The 20,098-nt window shown below is 41.1% G+C and carries 20 protein-coding genes; 4 read left to right on the top strand and 16 right to left on the bottom strand.

Annotated features, from left to right (window positions below; genetic code table 11):
• Positions 1-241 precede the first annotated feature (241 nt).
• Both rsmF and VRK28_RS14430 read left to right on the top strand, forming a co-directional pair.
• Positions 242-1,681: a 16S rRNA (cytosine(1407)-C(5))-methyltransferase RsmF gene (gene rsmF / locus VRK28_RS14435; RefSeq protein WP_332394067.1), complete on the top strand. Its 1,440-nt coding sequence runs from the start codon at positions 242-244 to the stop codon at positions 1,679-1,681.
• Between the two features lie 311 nt (positions 1,682-1,992).
• Positions 1,993-2,808 (top strand): polysaccharide deacetylase family protein, encoded by an 816-nt coding sequence (locus VRK28_RS14430; RefSeq protein ID WP_304637242.1) that lies wholly within the window; start codon positions 1,993-1,995, stop codon positions 2,806-2,808.
• On the opposite strand, the gene VRK28_RS14425 is transcribed toward VRK28_RS14430, so the two are convergent.
• The 14 genes from VRK28_RS14425 to yceD all read right to left on the bottom strand — a co-directional run bounded on the left by VRK28_RS14425 (position 2,805) and on the right by yceD (position 14,504).
• Positions 2,805-4,661 carry an alkaline phosphatase D family protein gene (locus VRK28_RS14425; RefSeq protein WP_442961236.1) on the bottom strand — a complete coding sequence of 619 codons (1,857 nt, stop codon included), beginning with the start codon at positions 4,659-4,661 and terminating at the stop codon, positions 2,805-2,807. The two genes, VRK28_RS14430 and VRK28_RS14425, sit on opposite strands and share 4 nt — an antisense overlap.
• Positions 4,661-5,440 carry a TatD family hydrolase gene (locus VRK28_RS14420; RefSeq protein ID WP_062565264.1) on the bottom strand — a complete coding sequence of 260 codons (780 nt, stop codon included), beginning with the start codon at positions 5,438-5,440 and terminating at the stop codon, positions 4,661-4,663. Before VRK28_RS14420 ends, VRK28_RS14425 begins: the two co-directional genes overlap by 1 nt.
• A 13-nt stretch (positions 5,441-5,453) precedes the next feature.
• On the bottom strand, positions 5,454-5,780 hold the full coding sequence (locus VRK28_RS14415; protein WP_054554720.1) for a PilZ domain-containing protein: 327 nt from the start codon (positions 5,778-5,780) through the stop codon (positions 5,454-5,456).
• 8 nt (positions 5,781-5,788) lie between these two features.
• Entirely contained in the window at positions 5,789-6,682 is an 894-nt protein-coding gene (locus VRK28_RS14410) for a DNA polymerase III subunit (RefSeq protein ID WP_332394066.1), read from the bottom strand.
• A 1-nt stretch (position 6,683) separates the two neighbouring features.
• A complete protein-coding gene (gene tmk / locus VRK28_RS14405) occupies positions 6,684-7,310 on the bottom strand; it encodes a dTMP kinase (RefSeq protein WP_332394065.1) in 627 nt (208 codons plus the stop codon).
• 18 nt (positions 7,311-7,328) lie between these two features.
• Complete coding sequence (mltG, locus tag VRK28_RS14400; RefSeq protein WP_332394064.1) at positions 7,329-8,306, bottom strand: endolytic transglycosylase MltG; 978 nt, start codon at positions 8,304-8,306, stop codon at positions 7,329-7,331.
• Positions 8,303-9,115: an aminodeoxychorismate lyase gene (gene pabC, locus VRK28_RS14395; protein WP_332394063.1), complete on the bottom strand. Its 813-nt coding sequence runs from the start codon at positions 9,113-9,115 to the stop codon at positions 8,303-8,305. Before pabC ends, mltG begins: the two co-directional genes overlap by 4 nt.
• A gap of 57 nt (positions 9,116-9,172) precedes the next feature.
• Positions 9,173-10,411, bottom strand: coding sequence for a beta-ketoacyl-ACP synthase II (fabF, locus tag VRK28_RS14390; RefSeq protein ID WP_054554715.1), 1,239 nt, complete (start codon positions 10,409-10,411; stop codon positions 9,173-9,175).
• Between the two features lie 117 nt (positions 10,412-10,528).
• Complete coding sequence (gene acpP / locus VRK28_RS14385) at positions 10,529-10,765, bottom strand: acyl carrier protein (RefSeq protein WP_016707440.1); 237 nt, start codon at positions 10,763-10,765, stop codon at positions 10,529-10,531.
• 238 nt (positions 10,766-11,003) lie between these two features.
• Positions 11,004-11,750: a 3-oxoacyl-ACP reductase FabG gene (gene fabG / locus VRK28_RS14380; protein ID WP_054554714.1), complete on the bottom strand. Its 747-nt coding sequence runs from the start codon at positions 11,748-11,750 to the stop codon at positions 11,004-11,006.
• Between the two features lie 11 nt (positions 11,751-11,761).
• Positions 11,762-12,688 carry an ACP S-malonyltransferase gene (gene fabD / locus VRK28_RS14375; protein ID WP_054561366.1) on the bottom strand — a complete coding sequence of 309 codons (927 nt, stop codon included), beginning with the start codon at positions 12,686-12,688 and terminating at the stop codon, positions 11,762-11,764.
• A gap of 70 nt (positions 12,689-12,758) precedes the next feature.
• On the bottom strand, positions 12,759-13,787 hold the full coding sequence (plsX, locus tag VRK28_RS14370) for a phosphate acyltransferase PlsX (RefSeq protein ID WP_054554712.1): 1,029 nt from the start codon (positions 13,785-13,787) through the stop codon (positions 12,759-12,761).
• A gap of 11 nt (positions 13,788-13,798) precedes the next feature.
• A complete protein-coding gene (gene rpmF / locus VRK28_RS14365; RefSeq protein ID WP_036967969.1) occupies positions 13,799-13,969 on the bottom strand; it encodes a 50S ribosomal protein L32 in 171 nt (56 codons plus the stop codon).
• Between the two features lie 10 nt (positions 13,970-13,979).
• Entirely contained in the window at positions 13,980-14,504 is a 525-nt protein-coding gene (yceD, locus tag VRK28_RS14360; RefSeq protein WP_054554711.1) for a 23S rRNA accumulation protein YceD, read from the bottom strand.
• Positions 14,505-14,645: 141 nt separating this feature from the next.
• Between yceD and VRK28_RS14355 the strand changes: the two genes are divergently transcribed.
• Entirely contained in the window at positions 14,646-15,242 is a 597-nt protein-coding gene (locus VRK28_RS14355) for a Maf family protein (RefSeq protein WP_332394062.1), read from the top strand.
• Here VRK28_RS14355 and VRK28_RS14350 read toward each other — a convergent pair.
• Positions 15,190-15,882, bottom strand: a complete 693-nt coding sequence (locus VRK28_RS14350) for an HAD family hydrolase (protein WP_332394061.1) — start codon at positions 15,880-15,882, stop codon at positions 15,190-15,192. The genes VRK28_RS14355 and VRK28_RS14350 overlap by 53 nt on opposite strands.
• The gene (gene rluC / locus VRK28_RS14345) at positions 15,869-16,837 is read right to left on the bottom strand and encodes a 23S rRNA pseudouridine(955/2504/2580) synthase RluC (protein ID WP_054561362.1); all 969 of its coding nucleotides are present in this window, start codon (positions 16,835-16,837) and stop codon (positions 15,869-15,871) included. The genes VRK28_RS14350 and rluC overlap by 14 nt, the downstream gene beginning before the upstream one ends.
• A gap of 619 nt (positions 16,838-17,456) precedes the next feature.
• On the opposite strand from rluC, the gene rne reads away from it, so the two are divergent.
• Positions 17,457-20,098: ribonuclease E (rne, locus tag VRK28_RS14340; protein ID WP_332394060.1), on the top strand; the 2,642-nt coding region annotated here is incomplete at its 3' end.

Below are 20,098 nucleotides of genomic sequence, written 5' to 3'. Positions count from 1 at the left end.
TTTGTGAGTTCACTATGCGCCCTATCATTGCATGTGTCAACCTTGAGATCGGAAAAACAGACTACAAAACCAGCAAAATGTCGACATAAATTGATATTTATCAAAAATAATGGCTATAAAGAACATTTATATTGGCAATATGTCGACACTTCAATCTCGCTCTTAAAAAGCTAAAAATATCCCCCGATAGCGCTATAAATGGTATGATCCAGCTATTATTACGTGATGTGAGAGCCATTTAGTGGACGCTAATACATATATTCCTGACTCATTTATTGATGATGTAAAAAGCTACCTTCCTGAACATTTATCATTAGACGATTTTATTGCAGCCTGTCGCCGCCCACTGAGACGATCTGTTCGCGTAAATACATTAAAAATGTCAGTCGATGAATTTCAGCGTCAATGCGCCAAAAAAGGATGGGAATTAACAGCAATTCCATGGTGCGAAGAAGGATTCTGGCTAACACGTCCTAGCGACGAAGAAGCCGCCCTTGCAATCGGCAATACTGATTTACACTTAAGTGGTGCTATGTATGTGCAAGAAGCCAGCTCAATGTTACCGCCGGTAGCTCTTAGAGCCGAAGTTAAGCAAAGCGATGCTGTACTTGATATGGCATCGGCACCGGGTTCAAAAACATCACAAATCGCTGCCATGATGGATAATAGTGGCGTGTTAGTGGCCAATGAGTTGTCATCGTCACGCCTAAAAGTATTAGCAGCAACCCTTAAACGTATGGGCGTAGGTAATTGTGCATTATCACATTTTGACGGTGTGATCTTTGGGGATTACATGTATGAGTGCTTCGACAGTATTTTGCTAGATGCCCCGTGTTCAGGTGAAGGCACGGTTCGTAAAGATGCAGACGCCTTAAAGAATTGGTCAATTGAATCTAATATTGATATTGCTGCTGTGCAAAAAGCCCTTATAAAAAGTGCCTTTTATGCCCTAAAGCCTGGCGGCACATTAGTTTATTCGACCTGTACTTTAACACCCCTTGAAAACCAACAAGTGTGTGAGTATCTATTAGCAGAGTTTCCTGATTGCATCGAAGTACAATCGCTCAATACTCTGTTTGATGGTGCAGACAAAGTGACAACCAGCGAAGGTTATTTACATGTTTGGCCGCAAACTTACGACAGTGAAGGTTTCTTCATCGCTAAATTTAAGAAAGTAGCATCAAGCGATAACCCAAATCAAAAAGTTAAAAAAGGCGCATTTCCGTTTGCTGAATTTGATAAGAAACAAAGCCAAGCGTTTATGCAAACAATTAAAAAACAGTTCGGTCTAAAATCACTCAAAGGCACGTTAATGCAGCGTGATAAAGAGCTCTGGTTGTTTCCTGATGGCTTTGATGAACTGCAAGATAAAATTAAATACTCACGTTTAGGTATTCAACTTGGTGTGATCCACAAAGGTGGTGTTCGCTTAACTCACGAGTTTGCCACTGTCTTTGGCCAAGATTGCGATAAAAATACCTTTGAGATGTCTGCTTGCCAAGCAAACGATTACTTTAACGGTAAAGATATTAGGCTCGAAAAACCAACGCAAGATAATGGTGAAGTAGTTTTAATGTTATGTGGTTGTCCGGTAGGCTTAGGTAAGTGGCAAAAGAATAAAATTAAGAACTCATTACCTCGTGATTTGGTCCAAAATGCCCAGTTGATAACTTGGGTATAAGTTGCGCATAAAGACTGTATAAATAAGGCGCTAATTTAGGTAAAAAGCTGTAACAGACTGATTTTAAACTAGTATAAAATTTGTACATTTACCGTGCAATTTCCTGCTGATTAACTACACTTAAAAGTACTTTCTACTTCTCCCTACTGAATTTAGAAGGTGTTTTTTTATAGTTAGTGCAGGCTCACACGAGCCACCCCCTAAGCCCAGAACAATGCGGATTCGTTCTGGGCGTTTTTTTATTCAAAAGTCGCATAGCAAAGCATTAGCCTTTTTGATTTCATTGTAAAAACAATGATAAAGGATTGATTATGCTTAAACCCTTGTGCGTCGTACTACCATTTTTAATAAGCTGCCAAACTCTGGCAAAAAGCAGTGACTACCTAGGCTTTGACTACCCTAATAAGGCTAAAAATGCTGTCAGTATCACTTTTGATGATGCAAGACATAGCCAAGTTGATACCGGTTTAGCGCTTTTAAACAAATACCAAATAAAAGCGACATTTTATGTATCCCCTTTTAACGTAAAAGAACGTGTTGAAAAGTGGCAAATGGCTGTAAAAACAGGTCACGAAATTGCTAATCATACGGCAAGCCACTTGTGTACCGGCAACTTTGAATGGCTTCGTGAACTTGGGGTGTCGCTTGAACAGTTTACTCTAAAAGAAATGGAGCAAGATATCTTAAAGGGGCAAGACTATATAAAAGCCACACTCAACGTGACACCAACCGCTTTTGCCTACCCTTGCGGTAACACCTTTGTTGGCCGTGGTGCAAATACTAAAAGTTATGTACCGTTAATAGCCAAGCACTTTAAAACAGGTAGAACTTGGCTCGACGAAACGGCGAATAACCCCAACTTTACAGACTTTTCGCAGTTAACTAGCTTACCCATTGATGGGCTTACTTTCGAAGAAATTAAAAAAACCATAGAGCAGCACCGAACTAACAATAGTTGGATCATTCTGGCTGGCCACGATATTGGCAAACGAAATCAGTACACTACAGGCACCGACACCCTAGAGCAGCTCATAGTTTATCTACAAGATCCTAAAAATGGTTTTTGGTTAGATACAGTAAGTAATGTTGCTGACTACGTTGAGGCGAATCGCAAAGCAATCGATTAATTATCGTTTAAATCAAATTCAGTTATTTGGTTATCAGCATGAATAAGTTCATATTTAGCAAGCAAACCGTCATTGAGCTCAATTAAGCTGATAGCCGCATTACTGACCAAATACTTTTGCCCTTCGCCTATGGTTTGGTGTTTATCAACTTCCATTTGCCAACGTTTAGTGAAAAAGTTAAGTGGGCTTTTCGGGGCATATAAAATTGAGTCGAGCTTATCGAGTACATTAATAAGTTTGCGTGGGAACTCATTTTTAATACCACTGGCAGTCAACTGCCAAATTCGGTTTTTATGCTTACCAAAGCGCTTTTGCACTGAAAAACAAAATGAATAATGAACATCACCAGAGAGGATCAAGGTTTCTTTTGGCGTATCTTCACGGCGAAAAGTATCTAGCAGTTTTTTAGCAGAACCTTCATGGGCCATCCAGTTTTCAACATCAACCAACAAGGGTTGCCCGCAAAAATTAAAAATTGCTTGGATAGCTTCAATCGATTTAACACCAAACACCGGTGCTGGAGATACGATAATCACTTTATCGTGAGACAATAAGCTTTCTTCTAATTCGGTGAGCCTTTCCCAATCAAGTAAACCAGATGGTTCATTGAAGTTTTGTTCATTGCGCCAGCGGTGAGTTCGGGTATCAAGTACCACAACCTTTGGAATGGTATTAAGCTCGTAATGCCAATAGTTAAAATTGAGTATTAACTTATCAAAGTCTTTAAAATGCCAGCTCTGTTGCTGCAGGCTTTGTTTAAAGCTGGCTAATAAAGACAGCGAGTTATCACCTGCATCATTACCAATCCCCTGCATTAACCAATAACTAATTAAACCATTATTTACAATACGACGGCTAGCTGGGTGCTGATAAATAGCTTGCTCCCAGCCTGCGGTTAAGTTCCAGTCATCGGTGACATCATGATCGTCGAACATCATTAATGTCGACACATTGGCGAATAACCTTTCAACGCTTTGAAGACCCTTTGCAAAGCCAACCAGTGCGTCCTTTTCAAGTTTAAATAGGTTAGCGTATTTAGGGGCTAATGCTGGGCATTCAATTGATTCAAACTCAATTAGCTGCCAAGTAACAGCGCTGAAGTTTAATAAATAAAGCGCTATAAATTCTTGAAAATGAATTAAGTGGTTTTCAGCTTTTAAGCTTGAGAAGTGTGGCTCATCTTTTTTAAGCCAATAACCAACACCAAATTTGCTCCGTTTTTGCCAAGGCACTTTGGGTAAGTGTAAATGGCGCTGATAAAGTTGCTGCTCAAACTCTTCTGGTAAATCTAAATCAAGCGCTGGCTCTTGAAATACACCAAACAAGCTAATCACTTTTTCAATCGCGAGCAGCATAGGCCCTGCGACATCATCCGCATATATTTGGTCGCCAGATAACAATAATAAGTCAGCACCTGCATTAAGAGATTGGCGCTGATCATTTTGCCAATTATCTGCAGCAACAAGGCTGTCTTTTGCAGGGTGATGAGGATTACGACACGAACCATGAAGAATTCTATCGAGTCGATTTGGGATCACAAATGCCGGAGATTCGGCACGCTCATAGCAATAAGACGACAAATCAAGGCTTTTATCTTCATCATGTAATGAATAGTAGATCAGTGAATCAACTGCAAACTGGCCACTGACTGGCATGACATTGATGAAATTTAAGTAAAGCTGTTGCCCTAATTGGATTGATTCTAAGCTAGAGAAAGTCTCAACACCGCTAAACTCTATTCGGTATTGGCAAGGCCTAGTTGTAACAAATTGAAAGCACACTCGCCCTGAATCTGCTCGGCGTACCATTGGCCCCATAACTAACTGAGGTAAGTTCGATACGCCGTCCACTATTACGCCCTTTTAGCTTGATTAAACAACGAATAAAAGTTGTTAGTTGTTGCTTCAGCTAATTCGTTAAAAGTAAGTCCTTTTAACTCAGCGATGTAATAAGCGACATCTTCAACATAGGCTGGTTGATTTGTTTTACCACGATATGGCACAGGCGCTAAATACGGTGAATCTGTTTCGATTAGTAAGCGATCTAACGGAATTTGCTTTACAACGTCTTTTAACTCTACGGCATTTTTAAACGTAACAATGCCCGAAATCGAAATATAAAAGCCCATATCAATGGCTTTTTTGGCCATTTCCCAATTTTCTGTAAAACAATGCAATACACCCCCACAATTCTCGGCATTGTGAGCGCGCATTAAGTTAATAGTGTCTTCTCTAGCGTCTCGTGTATGAATAATGAGCGGCTTATTTAGCTCATTGGCAACGTCGATATGACCAACAAAACTCTCTTGCTGAACAATATGGGTGTCTTTTGAGTAATAGTAATCAAGACCGGTTTCGCCAATAGCTACCACTTTGTCGTGGCTTGCAAGTGAAATAAGCTTTTGCTTATCGAGTGCGTCTTTTTGATCAAGTGGATGCACACCGCATGATGCAGAAACATCTGGATAGTGTTTAATTTTATCCAGCATACTTGGGAATTGATCTAAAGTTACGCTTACACATAAAAAGTGTTCTACTTTCTTTGCACGAGCATTATCGAGTACTTGGTCTAAGTCTAAGTCGAGTTTATCAAAATCTAAACGATCTAAATGACAATGAGAATCTACAATCATGGTACTACTTTTATTACATGGTATAGGTCGGATTGCCGGAGTTTAACATAGTACCGAGTAGTTTTTCGATTTTCGCATTCAAATTGGTTTTATCATCGATAAAATTAACACCGATACCTGGTGGGTTTGAGCTTTGTGCACCTTGCGGTGTGATCCAAGCAACTTTACCTGTTACTACATCATCCTCTAGTGCATCTGGTAATGTGACCTTTAAAGCCAATGAATGACCCATTTCAAAGCGCATATTAGTGCGAACAAACAAACCACCATTTTTTAGATAAGGCATGTAACAGCGATATAATTCTTCTAAGTCTTCAATATCTACTAATAATTCTTGCACGATACTTCCTAATTTTGGCTTTCACGTAAAGTAAACGCTAATTTTGAAATGGCTAGTTCCAAGTTTAAACCAAGCACATGTGAACTATTATAAAGAAACTCTGAAATTGCAGATTGTGCTTTCTGATAATTGAAAAAGTCCATTCCTAACACTAATTGCGTTTTAAGATGCTCTGTTAAGAACAAAGCAAATACATTAACCAAGCTATGATCTTTATTAAGGATGTCGACTAACGCACTGAAATTATGGCTGTCTTTTATCTCAGTTGCAAATTTATAAAGAGAATCGACAGCTTCAAGTTGGTTGTCATTTTGCCACTGCTTAACAAGAAGTGGCTGCCTAGCGAATAACTCTAACCATGAATAATTAGCAATATTTAATGATGCTAACCATTTTTTCGTATATTCAGAGTTAACTTTTATTTCGTGTACGGCACAGCGACTTAAAATTGTTGCAGGTAGTAATGCTGTTTGTTCGCACGTTAACAATAAATAACGGCGCAAACTTGGCTCTTCAAGGGTTTTTAATAAAGCATTAGCAGCTGCAGTGGTCATTTTGTGACACTGTTCGAGCACCACTACTTTGTTACCATTTTGCGCCGCTGAATGGTTGATAAAATCACTGATCTCACGAATTTCATCAACGCCTATTGTTTGGCCTTCCACCTTTACAACGCGTTTATCAGGGTGAGTACCCGCTTGATTAAGTTGACAGCTTTTACAATTGCCACAGGCTCTTAAGTTTACAGGTGACGCGCAAAGTAAGCCATCGGCGAGCGAATCGACTAAACATTGTTTGCCAACACCTTTATCACCATTAAATAGCTGGGCATGATGAAAGCGTTGCTGTGCAAAACTTTGCGCTAGTTGCTGATAAAGCCCTTCAAGCCACGGCAAAGGCATATTAATTTAAACCTGCAAAAAAGTTATCAAGCACGGTTGTGATTGCCGCATGTACTTCTGGCATTGTTTGGTTTGCATCCACTGTTTTGATACTGCGATCAGTTTTAGCTATTTCAAGGTAGCGTGCGCGAGTGCGCTCAAAAAAGCCTAATGCTTCTTGTTCGATACGATCAAGTTCACCACGGCCTTTTGCACGGGCAAGACCCACAGCTGGGTCAATGTCTAAATAAATAGTTAAATCAGGCTTTAAACCATTTAGCACCATATCAGCTAAAAAAGAGAGTTTAGTTTGTTCAATACCACGACCACCACCTTGATATGCTTGTGATGAAAGATCATGACGATCACCTAAAACCCAAGTGCCCTTTTCAAGTGCCGGATTAATAACATTAGCAACCAATTGTGAGCGTGCTGCATACATGATTAACAGCTCTGTTTCACCCGTCACTTTTTCTTGGTGAGCCTGTTTGACGATATTACGCAGCTCTTCAGCCATAGCTGTACCGCCCGGCTCACGTACATTAATAAAATCGACTTGCTTGTTTTCTAAATAAGCTTGGCATACGGCAATAGCCGTTGATTTTCCGGCCCCTTCTAGGCCTTCAATCACTATAAATTTCGCTGTCATATGACTCAATTCTGGTTGTTAGTTTAATTGGTACTGCTTTACCGCACGATTATGTTCTTGCAATGTTTTCGAAAATTGATGGCTGCCATCCCCTTTCGCAACAAAATACACATATTCAGACTCAGGTGGATTAACCGCGGCCAAAATCGCTGCTTTCGAAGGCATGGCTATGGGTGTTGGCGGCAAGCCTTTTATCTTATACGTGTTATACGGTGTATAGGTTGTTAAATCTTTTCGTTTTATATCGCCATCAAAATCAGCACCAATACCATAAATAACCGTTGGATCGGTTTGTAAGCGCATATTGGTTTTTAAACGATTGGTAAATACCGCAGAAATTAGTGGTCGCTCAGAAGCAAGGCCCGTTTCTTTTTCGATGATAGAAGCCAGTATTAACGCTTCATACGGTGAACTTAATACTAAATCTGCAGCTCTAGTTTGCCATGCGGTGTCTAATTCCTGCTGCATTTTGTTGTATGCGCGTTTTAATACGCCGCTGGCAGTATCTTCACTATGGTAGTGATAGGTGTCAGGGAACAACCAGCCTTCTAAATTTTCTTGTGTGCTACTTATCTGCGTCGCTAAATTTTCTGTGTCTAAGTCTTGTGTTAAATGTGCTTGTTTTTGGATATTAGCAACAACGTCACGAAGTGGCTGACCTTCAATAATTGTGAAGCTAAAGCTCACTTGTGCACCTTGATTGATACGACGAATATTATCAATAACGGCGCTTGTATCTAGTTCATAAAGACCCGCTTTTAAATCGGTAAGAGTAGGATCTAATTTTGCGAGTACCTGAAATTTAAAGCAGCTATCAACCCACTGCTTTGTTTGCCATGCTTGGCAAAGCTGATTAAAGCCAGTGCCACGTTCTACTTTAAATAAAGTACTGTTTTCAACCTTTAACGGCATTTTTAATGCTGATTGAAGCTGTTGATAGCCAATACCACAACATAGCAATGCTAATAACAGCACGCTAACAATGACTTTTATCACACACTCTCCTTGGCAAACTGCGCCGTTAATAGCGCTTTACTGCATTCAATATCAAACTGTGTATCAGCTATCCGCGCAACGGGCACCACGCCCATTAAACTATTACACATAAATACGGCATCCATAGCTAAAAGCTCATCTAGTTGGATTGCTTTAAATTCAATGGCTAACTTATCACATAAAGCGCTGAGATAAACCCCAGTGATACCGCAGCGGTCTAACTTAGGTGATATAACTTGACCGTCTTTAATAGCAAAAATATTTGCAGCAGAGCACTCAATCACATTGTTATCATAATCAAGTACAACAACGTCATCACATTCAAGGCTGCTCATTTGCTTTTTGATAAGCACTTGCTCTAAACGGTTCAATGTTTTTAAGCCTGCAAGTAAAGGTTGATGTGCAAGTTTCAAGTCGCTGACCGCTAGGTTTACACCCTGCTGTTGCCAACTTTTATAGTGTGAAACTGCAGGCATTATACTGATCAACACTTGGATACTTGGTGTATCTGGTAAGCCATAACCACGCCCACCTGCACCACGAGTGATAACTATTTTTAAAATACCGGTTTGTGTATCACTGATTGCATGATTTACTTCATGCTCAATTGCAGATAAATCTAATTCGGGGAAAAATAGTCTTTGCGCGCATTCTTCTAAACGCGCTTTGTGTAAATCCCAGTGCTCAACGACAGAATTCACCACAGAGGCCGTGGTAAAAAAGCCGTCACCATAATTTAAGCCACGATCTTGCGCGCTTATTGTGGTGTCTGGTGTGATTATTTTTATTGTTTGTTTTAATTTACTCATACAAAAAAGCCCAGTTAAACAACTGGGCTCTTCTTTTTAGTCCGTTGTTAAAAAGAATTATACCTTTTTAAACAGCAACGAGCCATTAGTACCACCAAAACCAAATGAATTACATAGTGCGTAATCCAATTTAGCGTCACGTGCAGTGTGCGGTACGTAGTCTAAATCACAACCTTCATCTGGGTTATCAAGGTTGATAGTAGGGCTTACTTTCTGGTCAACAAGTGACAAGATAGTAATGATCGACTCTACCGAGCCTGCTGCACCTAACAAGTGACCCATCATTGATTTAGATGAACTTACCATCACATCTTTCGCTGCATCGCCAAAAATAGTTTTAACAGCTGATGTTTCGGCTTTATCGCCTGCATTCGTCGATGTACCGTGAGCATTAATGTAGCCAACTTGGTCTGCATTAACTTGTGCATCGTTTAGAGCATTTTCCATTGCTAGAGCTGCGCCTGCACCGTCTTCAGGTGGAGACGTCATGTGATAAGCATCGCCACTCATACCAAAACCAACGAGTTCAGCGTAGATTTTCGCGCCACGTGCTTTAGCATGCTCATATTCTTCAAGTACGATAACACCTGCACCATCAGCAAGAACAAAACCGTCACGGTCTTTATCCCAAGGACGAGATGCTGCTTGTGGATCGTCGTTACGAGTTGATAATGCACGTGCTGCATTAAAGCCACCCATACCAATTGGTGTCGATGCTTTTTCAGCACCACCGGCTACCATTGCATCTGCATCGCCGTATGCAATCATACGTGCAGCATGACCAATGTTATGTAGACCTGTAGTACAGGCTGTAACGATTGAAATATTAGGGCCACGTAAACCGTGCATAATCGATAAATGACCAGAAATCATATTGATAATGGTCGAAGGCACGTAGAACGGAGAAAGCTTACGCGGGCCGCTGTTTAATAGTTTGATGTGGTTTTCTTCAATTAAAGTTAAACCACCGATGCCAGAACCCACTGCTACACCAACACGAGTGGCGTTTTCTTCAGTGATCTCTAGACCAGAATCTTGTAGTGCTTGTACACCCGCTGCAATGCCATATTGGATAAACAAATCCATTTTCTTTGCATCTTTCGGTGACATGTAAGCTGATGCATCAAAGTCATTCAGCAAACCTGCGAATTTGGTGCCGAAACTTGAGGTATCGAAATGCGTGATAGTTTGAATACCACTTTTACCGTTTAACAAACCTTGCCAAGTAGATTCAACATCATTACCTAGCGGTGTCAACATTCCTAAGCCAGTTACGACGACTCGACGTTTAGCCACGGGTTGCCTCCAATAAGGAAATTATTTTAGGTGGGGTGTATACCAAATTTATTAGTATCATTCTATAGATAGACTAAGGGCAGCTTAATGCTGCCCTTAAAATCAAAATGCGTAAAATTACTCAGCGTGAGCTGTAACGTAATCGATTGCAGCTTGAACTGTAGTGATCTTTTCAGCTTCTTCGTCTGGGATCTCAGTGTCGAACTCTTCTTCAAGAGCCATTACTAGTTCTACAGTGTCAAGTGAATCAGCACCTAAGTCGTCAACGAAAGAAGCTTCATGTTTTACTTCTTCTTCTTTAACACCTAGTTGCTCAATGATAATTTTCTTTACGCGTTCTTGGATGTCGCTCATTCTTCTTTCCTTTATTAAAAACGCCAATGCGTTATTTTCAGATTGCGGCGTAGTTTACGCCGCATAATTCTGTGATTCAAGGATTTGCTGATAATTACTTATCTGGTCAAACCTCTCGAATAGTATTTGTTCATTTATCGCTTATTTTAATAGCGAATTCAAGTATGTTTAAAGCAAGATCACAAAAAATTCAACAATTTTCGATAATCTTTCGTTAGCAAATTTTTGCTAACTTTCATTAAACCATGTACATCGCGCCATTTACGTGCAATGTTTCGCCTGATACATACGCAGCAGCGTCAGATGCTAAATAACATACCGCAGCAGCGATTTCTTCAGGTTGGCCTAAACGCCCTGCAGGTACATTTGCAAGCGTAGCTGCTTTTTGGTCTTCAGTCAGCTCGTCTGTCATATCTGTTTGGATAAAACCAGGTGCAACAACGTTCACTGTAATGCCACGTGATGCCACTTCGCGTGCTAATGACTTAGTAAAACCAATTACACCCGCTTTCGCTGCAGCATAGTTAGCTTGACCCGCATTACCCATAGTGCCCACAACAGAACCGATATTAATGATACGGCCATTTTTCTTTTTCATCATAGGGCGTAAAACAGCCTTAGATAAACGGAAAATTGAGCTTAAGTTAGTGTCGATGATGTCATCCCACTCACCGTCTTTCATACGCATTAATAAGTTATCGCGAGTAATACCCGCATTGTTAACTAATACGTCGATATCGCCTAAATCAGCCTTGATCGCAGCAAGTGTCGCCTCAATCGATTCAGGATCTGTAACGTTAAGGGCATAACCTTTACCGTTATCACCTAGGTACTCACTGATTTTAGCAGCACCTGATTCGCTTGTTGCAGTACCCGCTACTTTTGCACCTTGTGCAACTAGCGTATTTGCAATCGCTTTACCAATACCACGGCTTGCACCAGTGATTAGGACAACCTTGCCCTCAAGAGAAAATAAATTTGTCATTCTATTCCTACTTATTTCGCTTCATCAATAGCAGCTTGCGTATTAACCGCACCACATACCATTGCTTTATCAATTCGTTTAGCAAGACCCGTTAATACTTTACCTGGGCCAAACTCATAGCTTTGTGTGATACCTTGAGCAACTAATGCTTGTACAGTTTCAGTCCAGCGAACTGGGCTGTAAAGTTGACGTACTAATGCATCTTTAATTGCTTCACTTGATTGCTCAGCTTTTACATCAACGTTGTTGATTACATCACACTTAGGTGTATTAAATGTTAAAGCGGCTAAATCAGCAGCTAATTTCTCAGCAGCTGGTTTCATTAGTTCACAGTGAGAAGGTACGCTTACTGCAAGTGGTAAAGCACGTTTAGCACCTGCTTCTTTACATGCTTCTGATGCACGCTCAACCGCCGCTTTGTGGCCAGCGATAACAACCTGACCTGGTGAGTTGTAGTTTACTGGTGAAACAACTTCACCATTTGCTGATGCTTCACACGCTGCTTTGATTTCGTCGTCACCTAAGCCGATGATTGCAGCCATAGAACCAACACCCGCAGGTACTGCTTCTTGCATATATAAACCACGATTTTCTACTAGTTTAACTGCTTCGCTTAAGCTTACAACGCCAGCACAAACTAATGCTGAATACTCGCCTAAACTGTGACCAGCCATAACAACATCGGCATCAGGGTTTGCGTCTAACCATTGACGGTAAATAGCAACACTAGCAGTAAGAAGTGCTGGTTGTGTACGATGGGTTTGATTTAATTCTTCTTCTGGACCATTTAGTACAAGTGCAGCTAGATCATAGCCAAGAGCTTCAGATGCTTCAGCGAATGTTGCTTTAGCAATTTGTGAATCAGCTAATAGTTCAGATAACATGCCCACAGTTTGTGAGCCTTGACCTGGAAATACGAGTGCAATTTTATGTGCCATACTTTGCTCTTATAATTAAACAAAAAAATATTCTGTAGCAGGCAGCATAACAAGTTTTAGATATGCTGCACTACTTTGTTGTTGGATGTGTTTGCTCAAAAATCGCAGCGATTTTTTCAGGGAGTTGGCGTTCGACTTCCCGCGCGGCTTCATCAATAGCAGCATGAAACGCCTTTGGTGAGGCATTGCCATGGCTTTTAACAACAATACCGCGCAATCCTACCAGACTTGCGCCGTTATACTGGTCGGGGTTCACCCGCTTGTAGAGTTTTTTTATCACTGGACGCAATAAAAACGCTAAACTTTTGTATAAGAAATGTTTGTGTAAGGCTTTGGTGAGTTTATGCATGATCAGTTTGGCAATACCTTCACAGGTTTTTAATGCCACATTACCTACAAATCCTTCGCACACAATAACATCGGCTTTTCCGCTGAAAATATCACTACCTTCACTGTAACCTGTGTAGTTGAGATATTCACACTGCTGCATTAACTGTGCAGCTTGTTTTATTCCTTCATGCCCTTTGATGTCTTCAGAGCCAATATTCAATAAACTAACTCTTGGGTTATCACACCCAAGTGCCTGCCCTGCTACCACAGAACCCATAATGCCAAATTGATAAAGGGTTTGTGCATCACAATGCACATTCGCACCTAAATCAAGCAAATAAACAGGGTTTTTACGTTCGGTTGGAACAGCAGAGATTAATGCAGGACGTTTTACGCCTGGAAGCATCTTTAATACATAATGCGCCATAAAAAATAACGCGCCTGTATTACCAGAGCTTACACACGCTTGCGCTTCACCCGATTTAACTAAATCGAGGGCAACACGCATTGATGAATCTTTTTTAGAACGAACCGCTGAAGCAGGTTCACACGCATTTGTGACCACTTCGCTACAATGGCGAATAATTAAACGAGGGTGTGAAACAGAATCGAGTGCTTCGAGTTCTTTTAGAATAACTTGCTGATTACCACATAAGATGAGTCTTAAGTTGGTATTAGCATTTACCGCTTGCACGGCAGCGGGGATAGATGAACGGGGGCCGTAATCGCCCCCCATCATATCTAACGCTATGGTTAGATTGGTCAGCATATAGCAATCTCTTAGTTAGAAATTACTTTAACGCCTTTGTAGTAACCGTCAGCAGTTACGTGGTGACGACGGTGAGTCTCACCAGAAACTTGATCTACAGTTAAAGTTGGACCACTGATCGCATCGTGTGAACGGCGCATGCCGCGTCTTGCACGAGACTTTTTGCTTTTTTGTACAGCCATTAGTCTTCTCCTAAGAATCTTTCTTAAGTTGTTTCAAAATATCAAATGGATTTGGTTTGTCATCTTTTGCTGCTAATTTACCAAAGCTAGTAGGCTCTGATGAATAACTGCATGAAGCTTCGTTGTGTGTAGGCACTATTGGAATAGCTAAAATCAGTTCGTCTTCGATTAACTCAAATACGTTGATTTCACCGTTTTCGTCCAGCTCTACTTCATCGTAACCTTCAGGTAGATGATCTGACTCTGCATCCAAACCAATTGGCGAATACACAAAGTCTTGTTCCAAATCCAACCCTAATTCTCCATTACAGCGTTGACAAGTTACAGTTACATGTGTTGATAAGTTACCACTTATTACCACTAAACCTTGCTCGTCAATTTTGCAATGAATCTTTACCGCTATTTCACCTGCTTCCTCCTGCACAACTTGCTCTAAACGAGAAAGTTTTTCAAGCGGGACAATACCGTCATACGTTAAACGATGTTGAGCTGCTTTGCTGGGATGAAGAGTGATGGGAATTTTCACCTTTTGCATAGGGGCTGCATCATATAGATAGTTAGTAAGTTAGTCAAAGTAAAAAACCAATTTTGGTAGGTTTTTAACGATCTTCTGCTTTGTTTTCGGATTCATTGTGGCTTATCCTTGGCAAAATACAATTTTCATCCAGAATTTATTATGAAACCAACACTTATATTAGCGTCAAGCTCACCATTTAGACAGCAATTATTAACTAAGTTTAACTTACCTTTTCAAACTTTTTCTCCAGATATTGATGAGTCTCCTATCGCAGCTGAAACACCAGAGCAATTAGTTGCTCGTTTAAGCAAGCAAAAAGCCCGAGTTGCCAAACAACATTTTAGCGAAGGATTGGTGATCGGCTCTGATCAAGTTGCGGTATTCAACGATACAATTTTAGGTAAACCTCATACTAAAGAGAATGCCATTAAGCAGCTATCATCGTTTAGTGGCCATACAGTGACCTTTTTAACGGGTTTAAGTGTATTTGATATACAAAGCGATAAATCAATTACCACCGTGGTGCCATTTGATGTGACATTTAAAAAACTCACACTTGAACAGATCAATGCTTATTGCGATGCAGAGCAGCCATACAACTGTGCAGGTAGCTTTAAAAGTGAAGGATTAGGCATCTGTTTATTTGAAAAGCTCAGTGGCGATGACCCTAATACATTGATAGGCCTGCCACTGATCACATTAACTAAAGTGCTGGCTGAGTTTGGTGTTGACGTGTTAACGCTGCAAGGGGCGTAGTTAAAACCTGCAAAAGTTGTTGGTATGAATCAACAACACATAACGGCGTATGTTGTTGCAACTGCGCCGGGCTATGGGCACCAAAACTCACTCCAATACAAGCAATACCTGCGGCATTAGCCATTGCCATATCCAGTTGACTGTCACCAATCATCACAGCATCACCTTTTGCTATACCCTGCTCGTACAAAATTTGCTCAAGCATATCTGGAGAGGGTTTCGACTCAGCATCGTCAGAGCATTTTACATTCAAAAAGTACTTCCCAAGGCCTGACTCATTAAGAAGTCTATCGATACCTTCACGTCCTTTACCGGTAGCCACAGCCAATTGTATACCTACATCACTTAACTGCTTTAAAACGGATTCTACATCTTTAAATAAAGGTGTAGGTGTTACATCCAACTCACGGTACTGCGCTTTATAACCTGCCACTAGCTCATCGTTTAAATGTGCATGGGCAGGAAAAAGCACTTCAGCGGCTTTTGCCAGCGACAAACCGATAACGTCTTTTGCTTGTTGCTCTGTTGGAACAGGAATACCTAAGTCTCGCGCAGTATTTCGCAGGCAGGTAACAATTTTTGGCACAGAGTCCATCACAGTGCCATCCCAATCAAAAATAACCAGCTTAAACTTGTTCATTATCGGCACGTAGCTTTTTGATACAGTTTTGAAGTGCATTATCGAGTGGCGCTTCAACATGCATGGTTGTTTCATTTTTAGGGTGCATAAAACGTAAATCGTGAGCATGTAAAAACAAACGATTTAAACCAGTCAGCTTATTTACGTATTGATCAAACTCTGCAACGCCATATTTATCATCACACGCAATTGGATGACCTTTACATTGCGTATGTACACGAATTTGGTGAGTACGCCCTGTTACCGGCGACGCTTGCACTAATGAGCACTCAGCATATCGCTCAAGCACACGAAAACGCGTGTGTGATGGTTTACCTTCGGTATTATCAACACGAACCACACGCTCACCAGACTTCAAGGTGTTTTTACGAAGTCCTTCGGTAACGTTTTTTGTTTTAGAATCCCATTGACCATCAACTAATGCCCAATAGTTTTTCTCCATGGTTTTTTCACGTAACTGTTTATGTAAATCAGTTAACACTGAACGACGTTTAGAAATAAGCAAACAACCTGATGTGTCACGGTCTAGGCGGTGTACAAGTTCTAAACTACGCTCTTCAGGGCGAAGTACGCGAAGCGCTTCGATTAAGCCATAACTTAGGCCACTGCCACCATGCACAGCCATACCCGAAGGCTTGTTGATCACCATTAAATACTTGTCTTCAAACAAAATGGCGTCTTCAAGTTGTTTTACTTTATCGAGTTTTTTTGGCACAAACTCTTCTTTTTCGGCCACTTTAATAGGTGGAATACGAACCACATCATTTAGTTGTAGTTTGTATACAGGTTTTATGCGTTTTTTATTTACTCGCACTTCGCCTTTACGAAGGATTTTATAAACTGCACTTTTAGGCACACCTTTTAGGTGAGTAATAAGAAAGTTATCAATACGTTGACCTAGATGGTCTTCACCTATGGTAACAAACGAAACTTGTAAGCCGGTTTTTTCTGACATTGCCTAATCACTGATTTAAGTAAATAATTTAGTTGCTAACGCGACTGTAATAGTGGGATAATCACCGTCGCGAACATAAAGTTTGCAAGTAACAACGGTGCTTTTATCACATTAATACATTCGTGAAGCATATTCTGGGTTGCCGATCATACAGATCCGCGCTAAGTTTTCCAAAGCTTTTATAATTACCCAGCCAACACGAGCGTTCAATTATCGGCGATGCGCGTAATATATTGCCTGAATAATTTGAGCACGAATGTTGATTAATGAACATAAAAAGCAATTGAACAAGATAAATTGACTGATAGTGACGACGTAGCAACGTCATTCAGAAGCAGCTGTTGTAGCAAGACATTGAATAAAAATTTGAACATGGTCGACTTCGGGACAAAACTCGTAAATTAAAACCGCAGAATTGGCGGCAGTTTTGACACCTATAAGAATTTAATAACGTGAGAACATGTTATTGTCAGCCACACTTAGTGATGCTCAATGTAAGCAAACAACTTCAGGTTTTGACTTTACCCAGTCGTGAGACTGCACAAAAACAACCGTCAGAAACCACTGAACAGACGAGTTTATATCGTCATGTCAGCGACAGAATTAGTAGAGTAACAATATGAAACGTATGCTAATCAATGCGACGCAGCAAGAAGAAATGCGCGTTGCACTGGTTGATGGCCAACGCCTGTATGATTTAGACATAGAGAGCCCAGGTCACGAACAAAAAAAAGCAAATATTTACAAGGGTAAAATTACCCGTATCGAACCGTCACTAGAAGCTGCCTTTGTTGATTATGGCGCTGAGAGACACGGTTTCCTTCCTCTTAAAGAAATAGCTCGCACCTACTTCCCACAAGGCTATACATTCCAAGGTCGTCCAAATATCCGTGACGTGATCAAAGAAGGCCAAGAAGTAATTGTGCAAGTTGATAAAGAAGAGCGTGGCCAAAAAGGCGCTGCGTTAACGACTTTTATCAGCGTTGCAGGTAGCTATTTAGTACTTATGCCTAACAACCCTCGTGCCGGTGGTATTTCTCGCCGTATCGAAGGTGATGAGCGTACTGAACTTAAAGAAGCACTAAGCCGTTTAGAATTACCTAAAGGCATGGGCTTAATTGTTCGTACTGCAGGTGTTGGTAAATCATTTGAAGAGCTAGAGTACGACTTAAAAGCACTATTAGTGCATTGGCAAGCGATTCAGCAAGCTGCTGATAGCGGCCCTGCTCCGTTCTTAATTCACCAAGAAAGTAACGTAATTTTCCGCGCAATCCGTGACTATTTACGTCGTGATATTGGTGAAATTTTAATTGATAAAGCACGTGTATTTGAAGAAGCGAAAGCGCATATTGAGCGTTTCCGTCCTGACTTCATGAGCCGTGTTAAGCTTTATCAGGGCGATGTACCACTATTCACCCACTACCAAATTGAAAGCCAAATTGAGTCAGCTTTCCAACGTGAAGTTCGCTTACCATCAGGTGGTTCAATTGTAATTGACCCAACTGAAGCACTAACGTCTATCGATATCAACTCATCTAAAGCCACTAAAGGCGGTGATATCGAAGAAACAGCACTTAATACTAACTTAGAAGCGGCAGACGAAATTGCTCGTCAATTACGTTTACGTGACTTAGGTGGTCTTATTGTTATCGACTTCATTGATATGACGCCACCACGCCACCAACGCGAAGTAGAGAATCGTTTAAAAGACGCTGCTCGCCCTGACCGTGCCCGTGTACAGATTGGTAAGATCTCACGCTTTGGTCTGCTTGAAATGTCGCGTCAGCGCTTACGCCCTTCATTAGGTGAAGCAAGCCAAGGTCCATGTCCTCGTTGTAATGGTCAAGGTACAATTCGTTCTAACGAATCAATTGCATTGTCTATCCTTCGTTTAATCGAAGAAGAAGCAATTAAAGACAACACATCACAAGTAAATGCACAGGTGCCTGTGGCTGTTGCCGCTTACCTATTAAACGAAAAACGTCGTAGTGTGCAACGCATCGAAAAGCGCCATAACGTTGATGTTGTGATCATTCCTAATCAACACATGGAAACGCCACATTACGAAGTAGTTCGCTTACGTAAAGACGAAACAATTGAAACAGTAAGCTACGAGCAAGTTGTTGCTCCTGAGCCAGAAGCATTTGAAATGGCTAAAGCGCCTTCAGCACCAGTTCGTGAAGAGCCGGTTCTTAAAGGTGTTGTTATGCCTAATACACCTGCACCTCAAGCTGCACCAAAAGCTGAGCAAACGACCCCTGCGGCTAAAAAGTCTGAAGGTGGTTTATTTGCTGCCATTGGTAAGTTCTTCAAGTCGCTATTCAGTAATGCCGAAGAAGAAGCTGAAAAAGAGCAAGAAGAGAAAAAAGCAGCACAAAGACGTAGTAATAATCGTCGCAACAACGACAACCGTCGCCGTAGCAACAACCAGCGCCGTCGCAACTCTCGTAATAAACGTCCTGACGATGCACAAGCTAAAGAAGAAAACACAAATACTTCGAATAAGCCTGAGCAAAAAGAAGGTAATGAGAATCGCAACAAACGTCGTCGTAATTCTAACAACAGAAAACGTAATGAAAAACGTAATGATGATGTAGAACAAACGAATAAAGACACTGCACCAGAGACGAAATCTGAGCAACCAAAGGAAACTAAACCTAAGGTTCGTCGTCAACGTCGCAACTTACGCAAAAAAGTTCGCGTAACAGATGAAAGCGCAGATGAAGCAAAAGCAGTACAAACAACTGAAACAACTGAGCAAGCACCTAAAGCTGAAAAACCAGCTAAGCCTGCAAAAGAAAAAGTAGCAGTTGAAACTGAACAAGCAGAACAGCCAGTTGCTGAAAAGCAAGTACCTGCAGAACCAGTAAAAGCTGACGCTGAGCCTAAACAAGCGGAGCAAACTGAATCGGTAGTTGAAGCATCAACTGATGAAGAACAAGCTAAACCTCGTACACGCTCTCGTCGTTCACCTCGCCACTTACGTGCTGCTGGTCAACGTCGCCGTCGCCCTGAGCATGATGAAAAATCAGGTGACGACAAAGCTGATGCGCCAGCATTTATTCCAGTTGCCGACCAAGCTGCTGCTGAATATGAAGCTGAGCTAAAAGCAAAACAAGCTCAAACTGAAGAACCAGCAAAAGCTGAAGAGTCAGTTCAAGTTGAAGAACCAGCAAAAACTGAAGAACCAGTGAAAACTGAAGAACCAGTGAAAACTGAAGAACCAGTTAAAACTGAAGAACCAGTAAAAGCTGAAGAACC

Source organism: Pseudoalteromonas sp. P80D2 (assembly GCF_036680945.1).
Classification (GTDB): Bacteria; Pseudomonadota; Gammaproteobacteria; order Enterobacterales; family Alteromonadaceae; genus Pseudoalteromonas; species Pseudoalteromonas shioyasakiensis.
Note: the sequence above shows the minus strand (reverse complement) of the source record. Positions and strands in the feature narration are given on the sequence as shown.

Coding starts and splice junctions, on each gene's coding strand:
- tmk (WP_332394065.1), bottom strand. CDS start 7,310: ATGACAGCGAAATTTATAGTGATTGAAGGCCTAGAAGGGGCCGGAAAA.
- plsX (WP_054554712.1), bottom strand. CDS start 13,787: ATGCTGACCAATCTAACCATAGCGTTAGATATGATGGGGGGCGATTAC.
- acpP (WP_016707440.1), bottom strand. CDS start 10,765: ATGAGCGACATCCAAGAACGCGTAAAGAAAATTATCATTGAGCAACTA.
- rpmF (WP_036967969.1), bottom strand. CDS start 13,969: ATGGCTGTACAAAAAAGCAAAAAGTCTCGTGCAAGACGCGGCATGCGC.
- VRK28_RS14350 (WP_332394061.1), bottom strand. CDS start 15,882: ATGAACAAGTTTAAGCTGGTTATTTTTGATTGGGATGGCACTGTGATG.
- rluC (WP_054561362.1), bottom strand. CDS start 16,837: ATGTCAGAAAAAACCGGCTTACAAGTTTCGTTTGTTACCATAGGTGAA.
- pabC (WP_332394063.1), bottom strand. CDS start 9,115: ATGAGTAAATTAAAACAAACAATAAAAATAATCACACCAGACACCACA.
- fabG (WP_054554714.1), bottom strand. CDS start 11,750: ATGACAAATTTATTTTCTCTTGAGGGCAAGGTTGTCCTAATCACTGGT.
- yceD (WP_054554711.1), bottom strand. CDS start 14,504: ATGCAAAAGGTGAAAATTCCCATCACTCTTCATCCCAGCAAAGCAGCT.
- VRK28_RS14355 (WP_332394062.1), top strand. CDS start 14,646: ATGAAACCAACACTTATATTAGCGTCAAGCTCACCATTTAGACAGCAA.
- VRK28_RS14420 (WP_062565264.1), bottom strand. CDS start 5,440: ATGATTGTAGATTCTCATTGTCATTTAGATCGTTTAGATTTTGATAAA.
- VRK28_RS14430 (WP_304637242.1), top strand. CDS start 1,993: ATGCTTAAACCCTTGTGCGTCGTACTACCATTTTTAATAAGCTGCCAA.
- fabD (WP_054561366.1), bottom strand. CDS start 12,688: ATGGCACATAAAATTGCACTCGTATTTCCAGGTCAAGGCTCACAAACT.
- VRK28_RS14410 (WP_332394066.1), bottom strand. CDS start 6,682: ATGCCTTTGCCGTGGCTTGAAGGGCTTTATCAGCAACTAGCGCAAAGT.